General features: G+C 68.5%; 18 protein-coding genes. 8 read left to right on the forward strand and 10 right to left on the reverse strand.

What is annotated here, in order from left to right:
• Positions 1-173: 173 nt before the first annotated feature.
• Entirely contained in the window at positions 174-1,778 is a 1,605-nt protein-coding gene (locus tag VFG33_RS10400; protein WP_325024923.1) for a molybdopterin-dependent oxidoreductase, read from the reverse strand.
• A 95-nt stretch (positions 1,779-1,873) separates the two neighbouring features.
• Entirely contained in the window at positions 1,874-2,506 is a 633-nt protein-coding gene (locus tag VFG33_RS10405) for a flavin reductase family protein (RefSeq protein WP_325024925.1), read from the reverse strand.
• A gap of 211 nt (positions 2,507-2,717) precedes the next feature.
• Here VFG33_RS10405 and VFG33_RS10410 point away from each other — a divergent pair, with 211 nt between their 5' ends.
• Positions 2,718-3,629, forward strand: a complete 912-nt coding sequence (locus tag VFG33_RS10410) for a phosphotransferase family protein (protein WP_325024927.1) — start codon at positions 2,718-2,720, stop codon at positions 3,627-3,629.
• Here the strand turns inward: VFG33_RS10410 and VFG33_RS10415 are convergent.
• Positions 3,615-4,418 (reverse strand): SGNH/GDSL hydrolase family protein, encoded by an 804-nt coding sequence (locus VFG33_RS10415; protein WP_325024929.1) that lies wholly within the window; start codon positions 4,416-4,418, stop codon positions 3,615-3,617. The two genes, VFG33_RS10410 and VFG33_RS10415, sit on opposite strands and share 15 nt — an antisense overlap.
• Positions 4,415-4,975: a PadR family transcriptional regulator gene (locus VFG33_RS10420; RefSeq protein WP_325024931.1), complete on the reverse strand. Its 561-nt coding sequence runs from the start codon at positions 4,973-4,975 to the stop codon at positions 4,415-4,417. Before VFG33_RS10420 ends, VFG33_RS10415 begins: the two co-directional genes overlap by 4 nt.
• Before the next feature lie 111 nt (positions 4,976-5,086).
• Here VFG33_RS10420 and mgrA point away from each other — a divergent pair, with 111 nt between their 5' ends.
• Positions 5,087-6,121 (forward strand): L-glyceraldehyde 3-phosphate reductase, encoded by a 1,035-nt coding sequence (gene mgrA / locus VFG33_RS10425; protein ID WP_325024933.1) that lies wholly within the window; start codon positions 5,087-5,089, stop codon positions 6,119-6,121.
• 193 nt (positions 6,122-6,314) lie between these two features.
• Positions 6,315-6,989, forward strand: a complete 675-nt coding sequence (locus VFG33_RS10430) for a hypothetical protein (protein WP_325024935.1) — start codon at positions 6,315-6,317, stop codon at positions 6,987-6,989.
• Between the two features lie 187 nt (positions 6,990-7,176).
• Here the strand turns inward: VFG33_RS10430 and VFG33_RS10435 are convergent, their stop codons facing one another.
• Together VFG33_RS10435 and VFG33_RS10440 are read right to left on the reverse strand one after the other, a co-directional pair.
• The gene (locus VFG33_RS10435) at positions 7,177-8,157 is read right to left on the reverse strand and encodes a TAXI family TRAP transporter solute-binding subunit (RefSeq protein WP_325024937.1); all 981 of its coding nucleotides are present in this window, start codon (positions 8,155-8,157) and stop codon (positions 7,177-7,179) included.
• Positions 8,154-10,214, reverse strand: coding sequence for a TRAP transporter permease (locus VFG33_RS10440; RefSeq protein WP_325024939.1), 2,061 nt, complete (start codon positions 10,212-10,214; stop codon positions 8,154-8,156). Before VFG33_RS10440 ends, VFG33_RS10435 begins: the two co-directional genes overlap by 4 nt.
• Before the next feature lie 117 nt (positions 10,215-10,331).
• On the opposite strand from VFG33_RS10440, the gene VFG33_RS10445 reads away from it, so the two are divergent.
• The gene (locus VFG33_RS10445; RefSeq protein WP_325024942.1) at positions 10,332-10,997 is read left to right on the forward strand and encodes a response regulator transcription factor; all 666 of its coding nucleotides are present in this window, start codon (positions 10,332-10,334) and stop codon (positions 10,995-10,997) included.
• Positions 10,998-11,033: 36 nt separating this feature from the next.
• Positions 11,034-12,371: a sensor histidine kinase gene (locus tag VFG33_RS10450; RefSeq protein ID WP_325024944.1), complete on the forward strand. Its 1,338-nt coding sequence runs from the start codon at positions 11,034-11,036 to the stop codon at positions 12,369-12,371.
• Between the two features lie 90 nt (positions 12,372-12,461).
• On the opposite strand, the gene VFG33_RS10455 is transcribed toward VFG33_RS10450, so the two are convergent.
• Complete coding sequence (locus tag VFG33_RS10455; RefSeq protein ID WP_325024946.1) at positions 12,462-13,466, reverse strand: TAXI family TRAP transporter solute-binding subunit; 1,005 nt, start codon at positions 13,464-13,466, stop codon at positions 12,462-12,464.
• 159 nt (positions 13,467-13,625) lie between these two features.
• Here VFG33_RS10455 and VFG33_RS10460 point away from each other — a divergent pair, with 159 nt between their 5' ends.
• Both VFG33_RS10460 and VFG33_RS10465 read left to right on the forward strand, forming a co-directional pair.
• Entirely contained in the window at positions 13,626-16,640 is a 3,015-nt protein-coding gene (locus tag VFG33_RS10460; RefSeq protein WP_325024947.1) for an alpha-mannosidase, read from the forward strand.
• A gap of 157 nt (positions 16,641-16,797) precedes the next feature.
• Positions 16,798-18,126, forward strand: coding sequence for a cytochrome P450 (locus VFG33_RS10465; RefSeq protein WP_325024949.1), 1,329 nt, complete (start codon positions 16,798-16,800; stop codon positions 18,124-18,126).
• A 133-nt stretch (positions 18,127-18,259) separates the two neighbouring features.
• On the opposite strand, the gene VFG33_RS10470 is transcribed toward VFG33_RS10465, so the two are convergent.
• The gene (locus VFG33_RS10470) at positions 18,260-18,763 is read right to left on the reverse strand and encodes a DUF5709 domain-containing protein (protein ID WP_325024951.1); all 504 of its coding nucleotides are present in this window, start codon (positions 18,761-18,763) and stop codon (positions 18,260-18,262) included.
• 119 nt (positions 18,764-18,882) lie between these two features.
• Here VFG33_RS10470 and VFG33_RS10475 point away from each other — a divergent pair, with 119 nt between their 5' ends.
• A complete protein-coding gene (locus VFG33_RS10475; RefSeq protein ID WP_325024953.1) occupies positions 18,883-20,037 on the forward strand; it encodes an FUSC family protein in 1,155 nt (384 codons plus the stop codon).
• A gap of 392 nt (positions 20,038-20,429) precedes the next feature.
• Here the strand turns inward: VFG33_RS10475 and VFG33_RS10480 are convergent, their stop codons facing one another.
• Together VFG33_RS10480 and VFG33_RS10485 are read right to left on the reverse strand one after the other, a co-directional pair.
• The gene (locus tag VFG33_RS10480; protein WP_325024955.1) at positions 20,430-20,873 is read right to left on the reverse strand and encodes an OsmC family protein; all 444 of its coding nucleotides are present in this window, start codon (positions 20,871-20,873) and stop codon (positions 20,430-20,432) included.
• Positions 20,874-20,880: 7 nt separating this feature from the next.
• Positions 20,881-21,732 (reverse strand): Ca2+-dependent phosphoinositide-specific phospholipase C (locus VFG33_RS10485; RefSeq protein ID WP_325024957.1); only part of this gene is annotated, 852 nt, incomplete at its 5' end.

Genomic DNA, 21,732 nt, shown 5'->3' on the forward strand with positions numbered 1-21,732 from the left:
TCGTCGTCGCTGCCACAGGCAGCGGTTGCGAAGAGCAACGAAACGGCAGAGGCAGCGAGAGCAACCCGCTGAATGGTGTGGGACATGACGATCCTTCTCCTTCTGATGGGTTTTTTCCTGCTGTGTTCACAGGTCCTGCTCGGAGTGCGCGGAGTGGGGTGGGGTGGGGTGGGTTACTCGACCATCACCACCGTGTTGTGCAGGCCGCTCGATCCGTTCGGCCTGGGGGCCGCACGGTCGGTCGTCTGCAGTTGACCGTCGGCGTCGGTCGCCCGGACGGTGAGCTTGTGGTTGCCCGGCGTCGCGTTCCACCGGAACGTCCATTGCCGCCAGGTGTCGATGGTGTCCTCGGCGGCGAGCGTCGCTTCCTGCCACGGCCCGTCGTCCACCTGGACCTCGACCTTCCGGATCCCGCGGTGCTGCGCCCACGCAACGCCGGCGGCGACGGCCGGACCGGCCTTGATCCGCGCGAAGCCCTTCGGCACGTCGATCCGGGAGGAGGTCTTGATCGGTGCCTCGACCGACCAGCCGCGGTCCGTCCAGTACGCGCTGAAGTCCTCGAACCGGGTGACCTCGAAGTCGACGATCCACTTCGTCGCGGAGACGTACCCGTACAGCCCGGGCACCACCATCCGGACCGGGAAGCCATGCACGAACGGCAGCGGTTCGCCGTTCATCCCCAGCGCGAACATCGCGTCGCGTCCGTCGGTCAGGGCCTGGAGCGGGGTACCGATGGTGAGGCCGTCGACACTCGTCGACCGCACCGCGTCCGCGCCTGCCTGGACGCCGGCCTCCCGCAGGATGTCCGCGATCGGTACGCCGATCCAGCGGGCGTTGCCGACGTACGGTCCGCCGACCTCGTTGGACACGCAGGTCAGGGTGATGTCGCGCTCGACCAGCCGGCGCCCGAGTAGGTCCGCGAAGTTCAGCCGCACCTCACGATCGACCATCCCGTGGATCCGCAGCCCCCAGGTCCGCGGATCCACCTTCGGCACCGTGAGCAGCGTGTCGACCCGGTAGAACGACTTGTTCGGGGTGACGAAACTGCTGACCCCCTGCACGTTTGCCGAAACCCCAGCCGGTACTGCGGGCGCTGGGCTCGCCGCCGCCGGAATCCTGATCGCCCGCCGCGTCGCCTCATCCACCCCGCCCGGCAGAATCCGTGACACCCCGAGCCCTCCGACCCCGGCAACCCCCAGCGCCATCGTCGTAGCGAGAAAGGCCCGTCGATCGAACCCTTCCGGAGCATCCGCGGGTAGTTGGTTGCCAACGGCCACCGGGGTGGAACCTTCGGCGGTGGCGGCCTTCCGGCGCCGGCCACGGCCGAAGGGATCGAGTCCCAGTGCTTGCAGCACCAGAACGATTCCAATAGTTGCCACGATCAACGTCACGACGCCTGGCAGCACCTGGGTGAAGCGGTTCGTTGCCAGCGTCCGCCCGGTCGCGGCAGCCAGAATCGCCAGCGCACCCAGTAGGACCGTCATCACCACAGCGACCCGGGGAACCGAGGCCCCGATCGCCCCCGCGACCAAGGCGAAGACGGCTACTCCCAGCAGAACGACGCCGACCAGGATCGGCTTGTCCGCAGTACCGAGGTTCTTGACGGCCCAGTCCTTCGCCGCACCAGGCGCGAGGTCGATCAACTGGGTGCCGACGCCGACGACAGGCGACGTCCCGCCCGCCAGCGCTGCGGTCAGCTCACCCAGGCCGAGTCCTGCTCCTGCGGCGAGCACACCTCCCAGCGCGGCGAGAGTACGACGTTGCCTTGTCACGGTCATGCCGGTACTTCGGACCGCCGCACCCACCGGATGGGTGAGATGGCGAAATACTTCTCCCGCGTTCTTCGGTCAGCCTGCGAGCCTGCCGAAACGCCTTATCTGTCAGGTAGTTCCGGCGAGTGGTAGTGCCCCGGCCAGTCGGCGTACCGGATTCGGCTGATGGAACGGATCTCGCCGAGTGTCGTCCACTCATCGCTGCCGAGTCGCGCCAGCGGCCGCAGCCGGGTGATCTCCGGGCGGCCGTCCTCGAACACCGACTCGTCGATCGCGATGTGCCGGACCCGGCCGATCACCACGGTCGAGTCGCCGAGCTCCAGCGTCTGGTGCAGCTCGCACTCGATCGCGACCGGCGACTCCGCCACCCGCGGCACCGCCACGGTCTTGCTGGGTTCGGTCGTCAACCCGACCGCGGCGAACTCGTCCACCCCCGGGGGGAAGTTCGTCCCGGTCGCGTTGATCTGCTCGAACAGCGCCTCGGCGGCGAAGTTCACCACGAACTCCCCGGTCGCCTCGACGTTGTTCAGGCTGTCCTTGCGCCCGACCGAGGTGAACTGCACCATCGGCGGCACCACACAGGAGACCGTGAAGAACGAATGCGGCGCCAGGTTGAGCACCCCATCCGCCGACACCGAAGAAACCCAGGCGATCGGCCGCGGCACCACCACCGAGTTCAGCAGTGCGTAAAACTCCCGACGCCCAACATCCCCCGGCTCAATATCCACTCGCACACCCCCAGTATCCGCCGCCCCACCCCGGCGAGGCCGAGCGGCACCGCACAGCACCACCCGCCAGTCGGCTTCTCGGGGTTCTGCGGTTCTTCGCTGTCTCACCCCCACTCCCGCCCAAAGGTCGCGGATGGCGCGACCCGCCTGCCCGCACCCAAGGTTGGAACGCAATTCGTTGGACCGCGGCGGCGCGTTGCGTTCAGACTTCCTCGGGATGACCAGTCCTTCGGAGTCACCTGCCGCCGCCCTGACCGTCGATGTGGTCGCCGCCCTCGCCGACCGGTACGGCGTACCGGCGGAGGCGATCCGCTCCGTACCAGGCGGTGTCGCCAACCACGCCTACGCACTCGGGAACCACCTCTTCCTCCGGATCCCCCGCACCCCTGCCTTCGAACGCGATCTGCGCAAGGAGGTCGCGGTGATCCCCATCGCTCGCGCCGCCGGCGTCCGCACCCCGGCGATCGTGGATTTCGACGACACCCAGACCCTCCTCGCCACCCCGTACCTCGTCTGCGAGCAAGTCCACGGCACACCGCTCGACGCGATCCCCCACCAGGCCGACGACGCCTTGTGGTTCGAGCTGGGCAGAGAACTCGCGACACTCCATCGCGTTCCCCCAACGCCCATCCCCGGAGTCGAGGCGGACGGTGGAGAAGATCCCCGCCCAGAGGTCGACCGGCTGGCCCGCGACGGCTACATCGACCCCGGTACTGCGAGTTGGCTGCTCACCTGGTTCGACCGGCTCGCGCGTCGGTTCGACCCGGACCAGCCCCACGTCCTCCTGCATGGGGACATCGCCGCTCAGAACCTCCTGGTGAATCCCCGAACGACTGCGCTAGCAGCGGTGATCGACTGGGGAGATGCGGCGTGGGGCCCACCAGGGATGGAGTTCGCCAAACTCCCGTTGGACCAGGTCGCCGCGACTCTGCGGGGCTACGGCAACCGCGAGTACGGCGTACTGGAGGCTGCGGCGCTCTGGTACCACCTCAGCTGGGGGTTGAGCGGCCTTGCGAGACCACCGAGGGCAGGCGAGCGCCATTGGACAGCACCGCCTGCTAGTCGGCTTCTCGGGATGCTGCGGTTCTTTGCTGGCTCACCGCCGGCGCCGTGGTCAACCCTGACCTGAAGGCCCGTCGCCGGCTGGAGCCTGGACAGCGACTGGGGTCAGCTGTGGGCGCTTGGCGGTTCGGCCGTCGCCGGTGGAGCGGCCCCGAAGGCGGCGGTAGGCCCACGGTGCCAGGAACCCGCCTAGCCAGGTCAGCTCGGTGCGGGCGGCCTGCCACGGTTTCAGCCGGGCCTGAGGATCTAGGGGAAGGGTCCAAGAGTCGTCGCTGCCAGGTAGACCGAACGCCTGGCTCATCGCCGCAGCGATCCGGGCATGGCCCAGCGGGCTGGCATGCAACCGGTCCGCGCTCCACATCCTCGAGTCCGTTGCGAAATCGTACGGGTAACAGTCCGCCACCAGTACGCCGTGCCTGTGCGCGGCAGCCGTGAGCCGGGCGTTGAAGTCGATCACACGTGGTCGCAGGCGCTTGGCGATCGGCGCGATCTTCCCGATGTCAGGAAGCGTGACCGTGGCGACCACCGCACCGGCGGCCGTCAGAGCCGCGAACATCTCCTCCAGCTCCGCGACCACCTCGGCAGCGCGGAAGCCCGGCCGGATCAGGTCGTTCATCCCACCCAGCACGGTCGCGATGTCGGGCTGCAGGGCGAGAGCCGGCGCCAGCTGCCCGGCCCGGATCTGAGCGGTTCCGAGGCCACGGACAGCGAGGTTGGCGTACTGCAGGCCCGGGTTCGTCTCGGCCAACTGATCGGCGAGCCGATCGGCCCAGCCCCGATAGCCGGCCAGCTCGTCCCAGTCGCCGAGTCCCTCCGTCTGACTGTCCCCCAGGGCGACATAGCGCTGGTAGGTCATAGCGTTCCCCTCCGTTGACGTAGAACTTCAGCGGTCGTCGTCGTCCAGTCCCGGACGACCTCCTGGAACCGGATCCCGCCCAGGCAGGTCAGGTACGGCCCGACCTGCTCGCCCCGCCGCAGAAAGGTCCGCTCGTCGAGGTCGCCGCGCAGCCGTCGCAGGATCTGCCCGAAGAGCTCGAGCTTGGCCGACGCGTCGGCGGCTCGCTCCTCCAGCTGGGCGATCACCGGTTCCGGATCGAGCTGGTCGATCACCTGGACCTTGACCAGCAGGTCGTCACGGAACGACAGCGGCTTGGAGTCCGCCGCCGCGAACTTCGCCAGCTCCTCGAGCCCGGCCGGTGTCACCGTGAACACGCGCTTGTTCGGCCGGTCCAGCTGGACCACCTCGCGGCCGCTGATCAACCCGCCCTGCTCGAGCCGGGTCAGCTCGGCGTACAGCTGCTGTGGCGAGGCGGACCAGAAGTTCGCCACCCCGACGTCGAAGGCCTTGGCGAGTTGGTAGCCGCTGTACTCCTCATCGCACAGCGCTGCCAGTACTGCGTGCCGAAGCCCCATCCGGAATCCCTACTCAATAAATTGATTAGTCATGATTCTCACTAGGGACATCGATGTCCGTCAAGCGATCCGGTTTATTTTCTGGCTGTAGCGGATGACAGACTGGCGACCGTGACTGACTACGTAGCCGCCCAGGACCGGTACGACGACCAGATGCCCTACCGCCGCACCGGCCGCAGCGGCCTGCAGTTGCCGGCGATCTCGCTGGGGCTCTGGCAGAACTTCGGCGGCGACAAGCCGCTCGACACCCAGCGGGACATCCTTCGCCGGGCCTTCGACCTCGGCGTCACCCACTTCGACCTGGCGAACAACTATGGTCCGCCGTACGGCTCGGCCGAGACCAACTTCGGCGGCCACCTCGCCCGCGACTTCAAGTCCTACCGCGACGAGCTGATCATCTCGAGCAAGGCCGGCTACGACATGTGGCCCGGCCCGTACGGCCAGGGCGGCGGCTCCCGCAAGTACGTGCTGGCCTCGCTCGACCAGTCACTGTCCCGGATGGGCCTGGACTACGTCGACATCTTCTACTCACACCGCTTCGACCCGGACACCCCGCTCGAGGAGACGATGGGCGCGCTCGACACCGCCGTCCGCTCCGGCAAGGCCCTGTATGCCGGGATCTCGTCGTACTCCGCCGACCGCACTCGCGAGGCAGCGCGGATCCTGGACGAGCTCGGTACTCCGCTGCTGATCCACCAGCCGTCCTACTCGATGCTGAACCGGTGGATCGAGGAGGACCTGCTCGACACGGTCGGCGAGCTCGGGGTCGGCGTGATCGCCTTCTCCCCGCTGGCGCAGGGGTTGCTCACCAACCGGTACCTGAACGGCGTACCGGAAGGGTCGCGGGCGACGCGGGGCTCGTCGCTCAGCACCGACATGCTGACCGAGGAGACCCTCAAGCACGTCCGCGCGCTGAGCGACATCGCCGAGCAGCGCGGCCAGTCCGTCGCCCAGCTGGCGCTCGCCTGGACGCTGCGGGACGACCGGGTCACCAGCGCGCTGATCGGCGCCTCCAGCGTCGCCCAGCTCGAGGACAACCTGGCCTCGGTGAAGAACCTGTCCTTCACCAAGGAGGAGCTGTCCGCGATCGACGCCGACGCGGTCGAGGCCGGCATCAACATCTGGAAGAAGAGCTCGGACAACTGAGCACCCCCTCTCGCATCCTTCGGTCCCACTTCGCCCTTACCGGGCACGTCGGCGACACAGACCACGTCTCCCCGCAAGGGCGAAGTGGGACCGAAGGATGCGAGGAGGGGCGTGGTTACAGGCTGTGCCGGTGCGGTTGCGCCGGCGCTGCCACGGGCGCAGGCTGGGAGGAACCCCCCAGGAGGTGGTTCCAGTGACCGCTTCGACACTCGAACTGGCCCTGACCTACGAACACGCGAAGATCCGTGAACTCGCTGCCCCGGCGCACGAACCGGCGGCTGCGAGACCGGATCGCCGGCACGAGACCGACTGGTTCTACGCCATCGCCGCCCAGCATCTCGCGGCCGCCGAAGACGTCCTGCTCCCACATGTCCGCCGACTACCGGACGGCCAGGACCTGGTCGCGTCGTACGTCGGCAACGCGAAACAGCTCGAACAGTCCCTCCGATTCCTCAAGGCCCGCCAGTACGGCGACAGCCGGGTGCTGCATCTCCACCCGGACGAGGTGTGGCAGGTGATCGACCGGCTGCTCGACGAGCACGAGCACCTCGAGACGGAGTACGGCAGACTCCTCGGTGAGGAGCTCGACAGCGAGGACGTCAGCACGCTGACGGAGGAACTGCTCAGTGCGGAAGAGGTGGCTCCGACCCGGGCGCACCCGTTCTCGCCGCACACCGGGATGGCCGGGCGGATGGCGCACCGGATGTGGCGGATGGCAGACAGCGTCTGGGACAGCGCCGAGGGACGAGTGGTGCCGACGCACTACCACGCGCATCCCAAGCGCGACTCCGCCCTGTCGCACTACCTCCGTGGCACTCCGATGCCTGAGGCAACTAGCCCGGATCCGCCGAAGATCGGCCAGCTGTAGACCTGAAGCGGCCGGGCCCGCAACCGCGGGATGCCTCCCGCGGCGCGAGCCCGGCCTGTTCCCTCCCCCACTGCGCCTGGTTGTGGGGGTGGGCTGGTTCCCGCCTCCGCTGCGCCTGGTGTGCGGAGGTGGGACCTTGCGTCCTCCCCCGCTGCGCCTGGAGTGCGGGGGAGGACGGATCCGGGGTTCAGCTCAAAGAATCGATCGCCTTCTTCGCGCCGGGGTGCAACGGCACCGGGTCGGTCTTGGCTGCCGTGTCCAGGGTGATGTCCTTGGCGGCTGCGTTCACCTGGACCAGCGCGTCCTTGTTCTCGAAGATGACCTTGGTCAGCTTCTCGGCCAGGTCGTCGGACATGTTCTTGCGGACCAGCAGCACGTTCGGCACGATCACCGTCGCCACATCCGCCGCCTGCTTGTAGGTGGCGGCCGGGATCGAACCCTCAGCGTAGATGCTGCCATAGGTCTTCTGTAGGGCAGGCAGCAAATCCGTGATCGGGATCAGCTTCACGTCCTTGCCGAGGCTGGTGGTCAGGTCGGTGATTCCGCCGGTCGGCAGGCCGCCGGACCAGATCAGTGCGTCGATCGATCCACTCTTCATCGCGTCCACCGACTCCGGCAGCCCGAGCCGCTGTGCGGTGACGTCGCGGGCGGCGTCCAGGCCGGCCGCCTCCAGCAGGCGCCGGGCGATCACCTCGGTACCGGAGTTCGGTGAACCGGTGGAGACCCGCTTGCCCTTCATGTCCGCGATCTTGGTGATCCCGGACGAGGCCCGGACCGCGACCTGGGTGTAGTTCGGGTAGAGCCGGGTCAGCGCCACCACCTCTTGCGGCGTCTTGAAGCTGTTCTGCCCCTTCACCGCATCGGAGGCGGTGTCACCAAGCGAGAACGCGATGTCATAGTTGCCCGCCACCAGGCCCTGCACGTTCTGCACCGAGGCACCAGTCTCGCTCGCAGTCGCGCGGTAGCCCTCGACCTTGGAGGAGATGACCGAGGCCAGCGCACCACCGAGCTGGTAGTAGACGCCGGTGGTGTTGCCGGTGGCAATCGTCAGCCGTCCTCCGTCGGTACCGGCTGCTCCGCCCTCGGGTTCACGTTGGCCACCGCAGGCGACCAGGGACAAAGCGGCGGCTAGCGCGACCGCGGCGGCAGGGAGGCGACGGGTTCTCATGAAGTAATGGGTCCTTCCGTTGGTACGGTACCTGACCGGGGTGGTGGGGTGGGGTCAGCATTTGCACTGCGTTGGCGCCGGACCAGATTGATGACGACGGCAACAAAGAGCAAGCCGATCCCGACCGCGATGGTGACGGGCGCGAGGTAGAGCAGCAGCAGTGCCGCCGGTACGCACAACAGCCGTTCGAGCCATCCGGTGGCGATCACGATCCAGCCGCCGGTGACAACGGCCAGAGCGGCGACGGCCAGGATAGAGACACCGAGGGTCCACAGCATGCCTATGAAGCTGCCCTGTCCCAGCAGATGGGCGCCGTTGTCGGTCAGTACGAACGCGAACGGCACCAGGAACGCGGGCAGCGTGTACTTCCACGCCTGCCACATCGTCGGCATCACCCTGCCGCCGGTGATCGCGGAGGTCGCCACAGCCGCGAGTGCCGTCGGCGGCGACACCTCGGACAGCACCGCGTAGTAGAAGATGAACATGTACGCCTCGGCCTGGGTCACGCCGAGCTGCACCAGCGCCGGCGCGATGATCACGGCCGCGATGATGAACGAGGCCGTCACCGGCACCGCCAGCCCGAGCACCAGTACTGCGAACGCGGACAGCACCACCGTCAGGATCAGGATCACCGTCGGGTTGTCCGTCAGCCCTTGAGCGGCGTCGACGATGATCTCGGCCAGGTTCAGCCCGAGCCCGGTCTGGGTGGTCACCGCGACGATCACTCCCGCGGTCGCACAGGTCGCCACCACCGGCAGCACCGATCGGGTGCCCTGGGCAAGCGCCTTGAACAGCGGCCCGGCCGTCAGCCGGTGCTCGCGATCCAGGAAGGACAACGCGAACTGGATGATCACGGCGTACACGACGGCTTTGAAGGGCGGCACGTCCACGGCCATGAAGCCGATGATCACGAACAGCGAGAGGAAGTGGTAGCTGAACCGCAGCAGCAGCTTCCACGCCGACTGGGTCGACGGCTCGGCCGCCGTGGTGCCGTGCCGGCGGGCGTCGATCTCGATCGCGAGCAGGATGCCGAGGTAGTACAGGATCGTCGGGATCACCGCGTAGCCGAGCACGGTGAGGTACGAGACCTGCAGGAACTCCGCGATGATGAACGCGGCCGCGCCGAGGGTCGGCGGCGAGAGGATCGCGCCGATACCGGCCGCGGCGAGCATGCCGCCCGCAGGCTCAGGCGGGTAGCCCGCGCGACGCAGGATCGGCCACGACACCGTCCCCAGCGAGACGGCGGTCGCCGTGCCCGAGCCGGACACGCTTCCGAGCAGGAATCCCGCCAGGGTGACGGTCCGCCCAGGCGCAGTACGGCTTCGTTTGAAGGCTGCGAAGGACAGGTCGATGAAGAACTTGCCGGCGCCCGAGTAGTCCAGCACGGCGCCGTAGATGGTGAACAGCACGATGTAGCTGGCCGCCACACTCAACGGGGTGCCGTAGAACCCGGCCGTGCCCATGGTGAGTTGCCCGATGATCGCGGAGAAGTCGAAACCCTGATGAGCCAGGGACCACGTGTAGGGCAGGTAGCCGCCGTAGTACGCGTAGCCGATGAAGAGCAGGCTGACCACCGGCAGCACCCAGCCCGTAGTACGGCGGCAGGCCTCGAGCAGGAGCACCAGCAGGATGGCTCCGGCCAGTACGTCGAGGGTGGTGGGTGCCTGCCGTCGCTCCAGGAAGGCGTCGAAGTCCAGCAGCGGGTAGAGGCAGACCGCCAGGGCGACCACGGCCAGGACCCAGTCCGTGAGGCCGGGATCATCGGTCGAGCGGGCCTTGAACGGGTTCATCACGGGCGGCACGTGCCAGCCCCGATAGCACAACAAAGTGATCGGTAGGACCGCTGCGAGAAAGATCACTAAATAAAACTGGGTTCCCTGCGCCAACGGGAAGAAGACCTGGACCAGAACACCGACACTGATCGCCGCGCACCAGACCGAGATCCCCAGGTCGAGGGCAGGGCGAAGCCGCCGAGCGGGCTTTTCCTGCTCGTACTCGGCAAGTTCGGACTCAGAGGGCACAGTCGCACCGGCCCCCGTACCAACACCGACAGTCATCTACCGGTTCCCTCCTGTGGTCGAAGGCTAGTGTTACCGACCACTCCATGGAGTCGCATGGTTACGTCTTTACCAAGATCTGACCCACATGAGCGTCCTCTGCCCTACGATCACGGCATGAGCGGCGCGGTCAGGATTCTGTTGGTCGAAGACGATCTCGATATCGCCAACGCCCTGATACCTGCGTTGCGCCGGTACGGGCTGATGGTGACGCACGTCCGGACGGCTGCGGACGCGCTCGCCGCCGACCCCGGCGACCTGGTCCTGCTGGACCTGGGGCTGCCGGACGGCGATGGCATCAACGTCTGCCGGCAGATCCGTACGGTGTCAGACGTTCCGGTGATCGCGGTGACTGCCCGAGGTGAGGCGGCCGACCGGGTCCGAGGGCTGCGCTCCGGCGCGGACGACTATGTGGTGAAGCCGTTCGCCATTTCCGAGCTTCTGGCCCGCATCGATGCTGTACTTCGTCGTACCGGTCTCTTGCAACCCCGCCCCCGGGTGACCGTCGGCGATCTGACCGTGGACATCGAGGCCCGGACGGTGCAGGTCGGGGACTTGCCCATCAGCCTGACCCGCAAGGAGTTCGACGTGCTAGCTGTGCTGGCCGCGCACCACGGCCGGGTGGTGCCCCGCGAGCAGGTCGCCCTGTACGCCTGGCAGTCCGTCTTCGAGGCTTCCTCGCGAACCATGGACGTGCACGTCGCGAGCCTGCGAGCCAAGCTCGGCCGGCCGGAACTGGTGCAGACCATCCGTGGCGTCGGCTATCGACTGGGTTCGGACTGACCGTTGCGCCGTCGCCTGCTGCAGTCTCTCGTCCCGATGGTCGTGATTCTGGCCATCATCGCCGCCGTCCCACTGGCCAACTACATCGCGACCAGCGCGTCCCGCACCCTCTTCCTGTCCCGCAGCAACGACGCGGACTGGTTCGCCACGATGGCGGAGTCGCCGCTGCAGTCCGGCGACATCGCCAGCCTGCGTGAGCTGGCGGTCCGGTACCACGAGCTCTACAACACCCCGGTCTTCGTGGTGGACGTCGACCGCCGCGTGATCGCCACCTCGCGGTCCGGCGTCGACGTGAAGGAGCCCGAGCTCAAGATCGCGCTGGACAGCACCCTGGCCGGCCGGCTGCCGTCCGAGCCGCCCGCGCTGTTCCCCTGGCGGACCGGCGAGATGGTGGTTGCCCGCCCGGTGGTGAACAACGGCCGCGTCCTCGGTGCCGCCGTCCTGCGGGTCCCGACCGAGCGGTCCCGCGCCGATGTCGAGCGCGGCCTGTGGCTGCTGCTCGGCGGCCTGCTGATCAGCATCGGCGCCGTGGTGATCGGCATCGTCCGTCCGGTCACCCGCTGGGTGCTGCGGCCGCTGAACGACCTCGACAACGCCACGCACCAGGTGACCCGCGGCGCTCTCGACACCCGGGTCTCCACCGACGGCCGCGCGCCCGAGCTGCGCCGGCTCGGCGACAGCTTCAACTCGATGGCGCTCAGCCTGCACCAGGCCCGCCAGCGCGAACGCGAGTTCGTCGCCGACGCATCGCACCAGCTGCGCACCCCGCTCACCTCGGCGCGGATCCACATCGAGGGCCTTTCCCGGCTGTCCCCGACCGCCCGCTTCGCCCTCAGCGACATCGACCGCCTCGGCCGGATCGTTCAGCGCCTGTCCCGGCTGGCCGGCTCCGACCGCCCAGGAGATGCCGACGGCAACGAACCGCCGCTGGACCTGGCCCAGGCCGTCAAGGAACGCCTCGTCGGCTGGAAGGCCGTGTACTCCGCGGACGACCTGGAACTGATCATCGGCGAGATGGTCCCGGGCGGCGTGGCGCCGGAGCTCGAAGTGGACGACATCCTCGACGTACTCCTCGACAACGCGTCGAAGTACGGCGCGCCGCCAGTCGAGGTGTCAGTACTGCGAGACGGCACCGAGGTGGTCCTCTCAGTCCGCGACCACGGCCTCGGCCTGGGCTCCCGCGACCTCAAGAAGGTCGGCGAACGCTTCTGGCGCAGCGCCCACCACCGCGAAATGCCAGGCACCGGCCTAGGCCTGGCAATCGTCCGCTCAGAAGCCGCCCGAGTAGGCGGCCGAGTAGTAGCCCGCCCCCCAATAGGCGGCGGCCTCGTCATCGAAGTCCGAGTCCCGCTGATCGACGACTACGAGATCTAGTACTACGCCCCACGCAGCTCCTAATGAGCCGCGGACCTGGGTGGGCGGGAGCTGCGACGGAGGAGCCGCGTGGGGGCGGCGTACCGGGGTTTAGATGTGGTTGTTGCGGTACCAGCGTTCGGCTGCTGGGTGGAGGGGGATCGGCATGGTGGCGATGGCGGAGCGGGCGTCCAGGGAGCCGGCTTCGGGGTGGATCGCCATCAGGTCGGCCTGGCGGCGGAACATCGTGTTCAGGGTCCACCAGGCCCACGAGTCGGACAGGCCGCGGCGGGCCAACAGATAGTTCGGGACGGCCAGGGTCGGAACCGAGGCGGCCAGTTGGTAGATCGAGGGTGGGATCGACGACAGCACGTACCCACCGAAGCGCTTGGAGGCGAGCTTCTGCGCCGCGTTGCCGATGTTGACCAGTTTGAAGCCGATGGTGGACTGCAGGTCCAGGATCGGCTTGGTCGGCAGCCCACCACTCCAGATCAGCGCGTCGATGCCGGTCTTGGGGTTCTTCAGCCCGTCCTTCAGTGCCTTGACCGCGGTCTCCAGGTCGTAGTACAGCGGGCTCACCTTGACTCCAGTCTTGCCGGCGACGCTCAGGATGCGCTCGGCGACCACCCGGGTGCCGGAGTTCTTCGGACCGATGCTGACCCTCTTGCCCTCCAAGTGCTCGACCACGGTGATGTCCGAGGCAGTCGGGACCACCACATGCACATAGTTGTCGTAGGTCCGTGCCAGCGCCGTGTAGCGCAGCGGCCCACTCGCGAACGCGGTGCCCGGAGCCCCGTCCCACGCGTCCAGTGCGGAGTCGGACAGGCTGAACCCGATGTCGGCGGTGCCGGCCGCGAGCATCTTGAGGTTCTCCACGGACCCGTCGGTCTGGACCGGCGTCATCGGCACCCCGGTCACCTCACTGACCAGCTTCGACAGCCCGGCGCCGTACACCGCGTACACACCGCCCGCGTTCCCGGTGACGAACTTGGCCGGTCCGGCCGGAGCCGGTTCGTCCGAGCGGCCGCGGGAACAGCCCGGGACGACCAGGGCCGCGGCGGACGCGGCTCCCATTCCGAGCACACTCCGGCGATTGAGCAGGCGGGGGCGATCCATAGAGGACAACCTAAGGGGTGACCGGTCGACTCGCCATCGAGCCGTCACCTTGCGTGCTCGCGACACCAGCGTCTGGACGGGCCCCGCCTGTTTGTGACAGCGTTGTCATGCAGTCGGCCGTCAGGGCCGCGGAGAAACCCGTCATCGGAGGATGATTTCGTGCACGACGACCGATCACTCATCGAGGAGCGGCTCAAGCGCGCCCTGCGGGAGCGGATCCGCCCCGCGATCTACGGCGCCGCCGTACCACTGGACATCGAGGTGTGGCACGCGCCTGGTGAGCCGGTGACGCCCGCGGAAGCCCTCGCCGCGGCGTACGAGCCGGCCGAGATCGGGCTGCCCTGGGGTCCCGCCTGGGGCACTGCGTGGTTCCACTTCAGCGGCCAGGTGCCGGCCGAGTGGGCCGGCCGGGAGATCGAGGCCGTGATCGACCTCGGCTTCAGCGGCGGCCCGGGCTTCTCCGCGGAAGGCCTCGTGCACACCACGACGGGTGTCCCGCTCAAGGGCCTGCACCCGCGCCAGACCTACGCCCCGCTGTCCATCCTCGGCCCGGACGGTACTGCGGCCTCCGCCGGTGACCGGATCGAGTTCTACGTCGAGGCCGCCGCGAACCCCGAAGTACTGGGCTCCAACGCCTTCGCCCCGACCGACATCGGCAGCAAGCCGGAACCGGGCGGCAAGCCGATCTACCAGCTGGCCCGCGCCGACCTGGCCGTGTTCAACGCAGAGGTGTGGGACCTGGTCCTCGACCTGGACGCACTCGACGGCCTGCAGAAGGAGCTGTCCCCGCAGGAGCCGCGGCGCAAGGAGATCCTGCGCGCGCTGAGCCGGGCACTGGACGTGCTGGACTACGAGGACGTCGCCGGCACCGCGAGCGACGCCCGCGCCGAGCTGACCGAAGTACTGAGTAGGCCGGCGCACGCGAGCGCCCACCAGCTGTCCGCCGTCGGCCACGCGCACATCGACTCGGCCTGGCTCTGGCCGCTGCGGGAGACCCGCCGCAAGGTGGCCCGCACGGTGTCCAACGTCGCAACGCTGGCGCAGGAGTACCCGGAGCTGGTCTTCGCGTTCTCCCAGGCCCAGCAGCACGCCTGGGTGAAGGACAACTACCCGGAGGTGTGGGAGCGGCTGAAGAAGGCCGTTGCCGACGGCACCATCGTGCCGGTGGGCGGCATGTGGGTGGAGTCCGACACCAACCTGCCCGGCGGGGAGGCGCTGGCCCGGCAGTTCGTGCACGGCAAGCGGTTCTTCCTGGACGAGTACGGGATCGACACCCAGGAGGTCTGGCTGCCGGACTCGTTCGGCTACACCGCGGCGCTGCCGCAGCTGGTGAAGCTGTCCGGCTCGAAGTGGTTCCTGACCCAGAAGATCTCCTGGAACCGGGAGAACAAGTTCCCGCACCACACCTTCTTCTGGGAGGGCCTGGACGGGACCCGGGTGTTCACCCACTTCCCGCCGATCGACACGTACAACTCGGACCTGTCCGGCCGCGAGCTCGCGCACGCGCAGCGCAACTTCGCCGAGAACGGCGCCGCGACCCGTTCGCTGGTGCCGTTCGGGTACGGCGACGGTGGTGGCGGCCCGACCCGCGAGTTCATCGCGACCGCCCGCCGGGTGGCGAACCTGGAGTCCTCGCCGCGGGTGACGATCGAGTCCCCGACCGAGTTCTTCAGTGCCGCCGAGGAGGAGTACCCGAACGCGCCGGTCTGGTCGGGTGAGCTCTACCTGGAGATCCACCGCGCGACGTACACCTCGCAGGCCAAGACCAAGCAGGGCAACCGGCGCAGCGAACACCTGCTCCGCGAGGCCGAGCTCTGGTCCACGGCAGCCGTGGTGGCGGGCAAGCTGGACAGCTACCCGTACGAGGACCTGGACCGGATCTGGAAGGCCGTGCTGCTGAACCAGTTCCACGACATCCTGCCGGGCAGCTCGATCTCCTGGGTCCACCGCGAGGCCGAGGCGACGTACAAGCGGCTGGCCGAGGAGCTCGAGGCGATCATCGCCAAGGCCCAGCAGGCGCTCGCCGGTGAGGGCTCGGACCAGATCGTCTTCAACGCGGCCCCGCACAGCCGTGGCGGCGTCGCCGGCCTCGGCGCGGGTGTCAGCACCGGCGAGGGACAGGCCGCCACGATCGACGGCAACGTCCTGGACAACGGCCTGATCCGCGTCACGATCGACGATCGCGGCCTGATCACCAGCCTGTACGACGTCGCCGCCGACCGCGAGGTGGTCGCCCCCGGCAGTACTGCGAACCTGCTGCAACTGCACGTGGACACCCCGAACCACTGGGATGCCTGGGACGTCGACTCGTTCTACAAGAACAACGTCCGCGACGTCACCGAGGTGGACACGGTCGACTTCAGCACCGCCGACGGTGTCGCCACGGTCGTGGTCACCCGGTCCTTCAACCGGTCGAGCATCACCCAGACGCTGCGGCTGCGACCGGGCGTGAAGCGGGTCGACATCGAGACCTCGGTCGACTGGCACGAGTCGGAGAAGTTCCTCAAGGCGGCCTTCCCGGTCGATGTGCACGCCGACCGATCCGCGTCGGAGACCCAGTTCGGGCACATCTTCCGGCCGACCCACCAGAACACCTCGTGGGACGCGGCCAAGTTCGAGATCGCGGCGCACCGCTGGGTGCACGTCGGCGAGCCCGGGTACGGCGTTGCCGTGGTCAACGACTCGACGTACGGCCACGACATCAACCGGACCGCCCGCGAGGACGGCGGCACCACGACCACGATCCGTACTTCGCTGATCCGGGCGCCGCGCTTCCCCGACCCGCACACGGACCAGGGCGTGCACGTGGTCAACCACGCGCTCGTGGTCGGCGCCGGGATCCCGGAGGCGATCGAGGAGGGCTACCGGATCAACCTGCCGGAGCGCATCGTCAGCGGCGCGGCCGGGGCCGACCCGATCCTTGCCGTGGACAACGGCAATGTGATCGTCGAGGCGGTCAAGCTGGCCGACGACCAGTCCGGCGACGTCGTGGTCCGGCTCTACGAGTCCAGCGGCGGCCGCTCCCGCGCCACCGTCACCCCAGGCTTCGCGGCGGCATCCGTGACCGAGGTCGACCTGCTGGAACGCCACCTGGCCGACCACGACCTGAAGAACGGCGGCGTCTCCCTCGACCTCCGCCCGTTCCAGATCCTCACCCTCCGCTTCACCCGCTGACCCACAACGCAGTTGCGTCCGAAGAACCTGAGGCCCTGACCTCAGGTTCTTCGGACGCAAGCACGATCGGGTCGGTCGCGAGGACAGCATCTGACGGACGGGTGGTGTTCATAGTCGTGGCGTAGCTTTGGTGACGCCGACGACTACGGGAGATGGCATGACACCGCCGACGCCTCTACTGGGATCCCGCACCCTCGACCGCGAGACGGCCCGCGCCCTCCCACCGGGTCCGCGCCTGCCCACCCTGGTCCAGACGTTCCTGTTCGCGAGTCACCGCAGGAAGTTCTTCCCGCGGATGCGGGAGAAGTACGGGGATGTCTTCACCATCCGGCTGGTGCCGTCGAGCCGGGTGTGCGTCGTCCTGAGTCGGCCGGACCACATCCGCGAGGTGTTCGGCAGCCCGCCGGCGGTGATGCATGCAGGCGAGGGGAACACGGTGCTGGAGCCGATCATGGGCTCGCACTCGTTGCTGCTGCTCGACGACGAGGACCATGTGCGGATGCGCAAGCAGCTGATGCCGGCGTTCTCCGGCGCGGCGCTGCGCGGGTATGCCGGGATGGTGCTGGAGCTGGCTGAGGCCGAGGTCGCGAAGTGGCCGGTCGGGAAACCGTTCAAGGTGCACGAGCGGATGCGGAACCTGACCCTGGAGATCATCCTGCAGGTGATCCTCGGGGTGACCGACGTGGACCGGCTGAACGCGCTACGGCCGCTGATGGACAAGATCGTTTCGGTGTCGCCGGTGATCATGCTGGGAGGGTTCTACCCCGCGCTGCTCCGGGTCCCGCCGTGGAAAACGTACCTGGACACCCAGCGGAAGGTCGACGAGATCCTCTACGACGAGATCGCCAAGCGGCGGGAGACGTTTGCCGGGCGCAACGACGTACTCTCGCGACTGCTTGCTGCGGGCAACTGGTCCGACGTCGAGCTGCGGGATCAGTTGGTGACGTTGCTGCTGGCCGGGCACGAGACGACGGCGACGGCGCTGGCCTGGGCCTTCCACGAGCTGGCGCGACGTCCGTCGGATCTGGAGTTCGGGCAGCGGGCCGCGGATGCCGCCGGCGACGACGAACTGGAGGCGATCCTCAAGGAGGCGCTGCGGCTGCATCCGGTGGTCTACCAGGTCGGGCGGCGGCTGACGGAGACGACGGACGTCGCCGGTTACCGGTTGCCGCGCGGTACGACGATCATGGCGGCGATCGGACTTGTCCACCGGGACCCGGAGCACTTCCCTGCCCCGAAGGAGTTCCGCCCGCAACGCTTCCTGTCCGACGACCCGCCGGCCCCCGGCACCTGGATGCCCTTCGGCGGCGGCGCCCGCCGCTGCATCGGCGCCGGCTTCTCCCTGATGGAGGGCACCGAGATCCTCCGCGCCGCTCTCGCCGCCTACAACTTCCAGGCACCGCACCCCAAACCCGAACCTGCCCAGGCCAAGAACGTCACCCTCGTCCCCCGCCATGGCGCCGAGGTCACTGTCACCCGGCGTTAGTGCCGACGCGGGGCACTAGGAGTTCGTGCAGTGCAGGACCTCAGGCAGCTCTGCGCGCCGGTCCGCGTCCCTGACGCGAACCGGCGTACGGCCAACGCAGAGCGCATCTCTTGATGGAGCTTGCGCTGCGGCCTCAGTCTTCGGGGTCGCCGACGTCGCCCAGATCCACGTCCTGGACGTCTTCCAGGTCGGTCTCGTCCTCGTCGTCCAGCTCGAACGGCTCGTCGTCGTCGACCACGTGGACGGCGGCCTCCTCCGCACTGGCGGCGGCCCCGTCGAAGCCGACGTCCTCGGCGACCAGGTCCTTCTCCTCGTCGAAGTGCGCGCCCTCGTCCGGCGCGACCAGTCGGCCGGACCGCTCGGTGCCGATCTCGGGCCCGCCGACGTTCTCGTCGTCCTCGGCGTAGGGGTCGACGTCGGGCTCCTCCTGGGCCACTCGCTGGTCCAGGGTCTCCCCCTCGACCGCCTCCTCGGCGGTGGTGCCGAAACCTTCGCCCGCGGACCACTTCTCCGGCGGCGAATATCCCTCGTCCAGGATGTCGTCCACCCCACGGTCGTTCAGGGTGTCCTGCGACTGCAGCTGGTCCTCGTCGTCGACGCTGTAGCTGCCGTAGTCCTCGCGGTTGTTCTCGGTCATGCCCCCACCCTCGCGGTCCGCGCGGTCTGAATCAAGGCGGCGCCCGGCGTACGGCGGCGCGGCGTCCGACTGTAGGCGTCCTCCTGCCCGGGCGGCGGCCGATCCCCGATGATGGGGTGATGGACCCGGTCAGGCTGACCCTGGAACAGTTGCGCGAGCTGCGGGACGACATCGCGCCGCGGGCCGCGCGTCGCTCCAGGGCGTCCGTCCGCCGCCGGATCGACCGCTGGCGTGACCGGGCCTTCTTCATCGCCCAGTGCGCGCTGGCCGCGGCAGTGGCCTGGGCGCTGGCCCACTACGTCCTCGGCCACGCGCAGCCGTTCTTCGCCCCCGTCGCCGCGATGGTCTGCCTCGGCTTCAGCTTCGGCCAGCGGTTACGCCGGGTCGCCGAGGTGATGGTCGGCGTGGCGGTCGGCGTCCTGGTCGGCGACCTTTTCGTGAAGATCTTCGGTACCGGCGTCGTGCAGATCGTCTTCGTCGTCGCGCTGGCGATGAGCGTCGCCGTGCTCCTCGGTGCAGGCAACCTGATGACGACGCAGGCCGGGGTCCAGGCGGCGATCGTCACCACCTTGCTGCCCAGTCCCGGAGCCGGCTTCAGCCGCTGGCTGGACGCGGCGCTCGGCGGCGTGGTGGCGTTGGCCGCGGCAACCATCGCTCCCGCGGCCGCGATTCGGCGCCCGAGGCAACAAGCCACCTCCGTCCTGAACGAGTTGTCCGAGATCCTGGTCGAGACGGCCGATGGACTCCGGGCCCACGACACCGAAGCCGTCACCGACGCCCTCCGCCGGGCCCGGGCCAGCGAATCCCTGCTGGACGACCTCCGCAGCGCGGCCGCCGAAGGAGTCGCGGTGGTCCGGCTGTCGCCGTTCAGGCGCCGGCATCGGGGCCGGGTGCAACAGATCGCGGACCTGGTGGACCCGCTGGACCGGGCGATCAGGAACATCCGCGTCCTGGTCCGCCGCGCGGCTGTCTCGGTCTGGCGCGACGAGCGGATGCCCGCGGAGTACCCGATGCTGCTGGAGCGGCTGGCGGACGGCACCCGGCTGATCGCGGAATCCCTCTTCGAACCGGCCGCCGACGTCGCCGCGCACCGCGTCCTGGGCGAACTCGGCCGCCGCACCGCGGTGATGCCGACCCCTCCCGGCCTGTCCGCGGTGGTGGTTCTGGGCCAGATACGCTCCACCATCGTGGACCTGCTCGAACTGACCGGCACCTCGTACGACGAGGCCCGCGAACTGGTCCCCCTCCGCCCCGACGGCCTGGATGAGAAGTAGCTCACACCAAAACTTCTAGCGGATTCCCGTCATATCCGGGTCCGGGGTGCGTCTCACAGGCATGACGATCCACAGATTGATGAGTGTCATCGCCTCCGAGCAGGTCCACCTGCGCAGCGACGACCAGACCATCGAGACCCCCCAAGACGACCGGAGCGACGCCGCCGCCGAGCAGTAAGGCGCGAACCGGACGGACGGACAGGCGGCGCGCCCGAACGGTCTTCCCCACCGAGGTAGACCGCACGGAGATCGCAGCAACGCTAGAGGCGCCCATGCGAGGCGCCGCCAAGTCCGTCAGTGCTCCTCCACAGCGGAGCACCGAACCACCCGCCGGCTGTCCTGACGCCGCTTGCGCGAGGCTCAGGGCAGCCGGCCGGGTGGTTCTTTGATTCTTACTGCACGACCGTGATCTCGGTGGTCACCGAGTTCGCGATGAAGCACTCCTCGTGGGACCGGTGGTGCATCCACTCCAGCATCTCCGCGTCGGGCGCCGGCCCGGCGAAGGTGATCTTCGGATGCAGGGTGACCTGGGTGATCGCGAGCCGGCCGCGCTCGTTCTTCGCCATCACCCCGACCGCGTGGTCGTCGTACGAGTCGACCACCAGCCGCCGCTTGGCCGCGATCGCGAGGAACGTCAGCATGTGGCACGACGACAACGCCGCCACGAACGCCTCCTCGGGATCCACCGGCCCCGGATTGCCCAGGTACGCCGGATTGGCGGACCCGGGCACGGTTACTCCGCCGTCGAAGCGCCACTCATGGTCGCGGCTGTAGGTCTGGTAGGTGAACTCGTGCTCACCACGGCTCCAGCTGACATCGACCACGTGCTCCGACATGCGGGAATCACCTCTCCAGGTTGCCCCGGCACCAGGACGGGGACGCCACAGGATTGCATCGTACGGCGGTGTCGCCCGGCAGCTTCGCGACGAAGTCACTGTCGTACCGCGCGGCCATGCCCGCCACCGGGAAGTCCGTCGTGACCCACTGGGCGCCGCTGGCCAGCGCGATCCCGACCCGGCTGGTCTCGTTCGCCAGCACGGTCGACATCGGCTCGTCCGAGCGGGTCCGGACCAGGTAGCCCTTGCTCACCAGCCGCTTGATCTCGGCCTGGCTCGCGCCGCGCGGGTCGTTCACCATCGTCACCGCGGCGTCCGGCTGACCCTCGGGACCGCGGGTGAAGACGGCCCGGCCCTCCAGGTTCGGCTTGCCCTCGCGGTAGAGGTCGCGGATCGTGCCCTCGCCACCGTTGTCGAAGAAGAACATCACCTTGCCGCGGGCCTGGTCGAGCGTCGGCCAGCCCTTCTTCAGCACGGACTGCTCCAGCGTGAGGTCGCTGCGGCGGACGTCATCCGGCGAGAGCAGCTGGCGCTCGCTGAAGACCGAACGGATCTCGGTGTCGATGCTGTTCAGGTTGCCCAGGTCCCACGGCGGCGCCTGCACGCCACCGGCCGCGACCACCTTCGGGTCGGACTGCTTCAGCTCCAGCTGGATCACGATCGGCACGTGGTCCGGGTTCTTGTCCGACCAGGCCTCCACCTGCTGCAGGCAGATCACGAAGCTCCGGCAGTTGGTGTTGTAGTCGAAGTCCGGGACGTGCATCACCTTGATGCCGGGCTTGGCCAGCGCCGGGTCGGTGAGCGGACCCTGACCGGTCAGCTTGCGGATCAGCGGGTAGGTGTAGAGGCCGCCGGCCGG

It is taken from the genome of Kribbella sp. (genome assembly GCF_035687465.1).
Taxonomy (GTDB): Bacteria; Actinomycetota; Actinomycetes; order Propionibacteriales; family Kribbellaceae; genus Kribbella.

Excerpts from the sequence above, each read along its gene's own strand:
- VFG33_RS10400 (WP_325024923.1), bottom strand. The coding sequence starts at position 1,778 with ATGACCGTGACAAGGCAACGTCGTACTCTCGCCGCGCTGGGAGGTGTG.
- VFG33_RS10410 (WP_325024927.1), top strand. The coding sequence starts at position 2,718 with ATGACCAGTCCTTCGGAGTCACCTGCCGCCGCCCTGACCGTCGATGTG.
- VFG33_RS10415 (WP_325024929.1), bottom strand. The coding sequence starts at position 4,418 with ATGACCTACCAGCGCTATGTCGCCCTGGGGGACAGTCAGACGGAGGGA.
- VFG33_RS10420 (WP_325024931.1), bottom strand. The coding sequence starts at position 4,975 with ATGGGGCTTCGGCACGCAGTACTGGCAGCGCTGTGCGATGAGGAGTAC.
- VFG33_RS10435 (WP_325024937.1), bottom strand. The coding sequence starts at position 8,157 with ATGAGAACCCGTCGCCTCCCTGCCGCCGCGGTCGCGCTAGCCGCCGCT.
- VFG33_RS10440 (WP_325024939.1), bottom strand. The coding sequence starts at position 10,214 with ATGACTGTCGGTGTTGGTACGGGGGCCGGTGCGACTGTGCCCTCTGAG.
- VFG33_RS10445 (WP_325024942.1), top strand. The coding sequence starts at position 10,332 with ATGAGCGGCGCGGTCAGGATTCTGTTGGTCGAAGACGATCTCGATATC.
- VFG33_RS10450 (WP_325024944.1), top strand. The coding sequence starts at position 11,034 with ATGGTCGTGATTCTGGCCATCATCGCCGCCGTCCCACTGGCCAACTAC.
- VFG33_RS10455 (WP_325024946.1), bottom strand. The coding sequence starts at position 13,466 with ATGGATCGCCCCCGCCTGCTCAATCGCCGGAGTGTGCTCGGAATGGGA.
- VFG33_RS10465 (WP_325024949.1), top strand. The coding sequence starts at position 16,798 with ATGACACCGCCGACGCCTCTACTGGGATCCCGCACCCTCGACCGCGAG.
- VFG33_RS10470 (WP_325024951.1), bottom strand. The coding sequence starts at position 18,763 with ATGACCGAGAACAACCGCGAGGACTACGGCAGCTACAGCGTCGACGAC.
- VFG33_RS10475 (WP_325024953.1), top strand. The coding sequence starts at position 18,883 with ATGGACCCGGTCAGGCTGACCCTGGAACAGTTGCGCGAGCTGCGGGAC.
- VFG33_RS10480 (WP_325024955.1), bottom strand. The coding sequence starts at position 20,873 with ATGTCGGAGCACGTGGTCGATGTCAGCTGGAGCCGTGGTGAGCACGAG.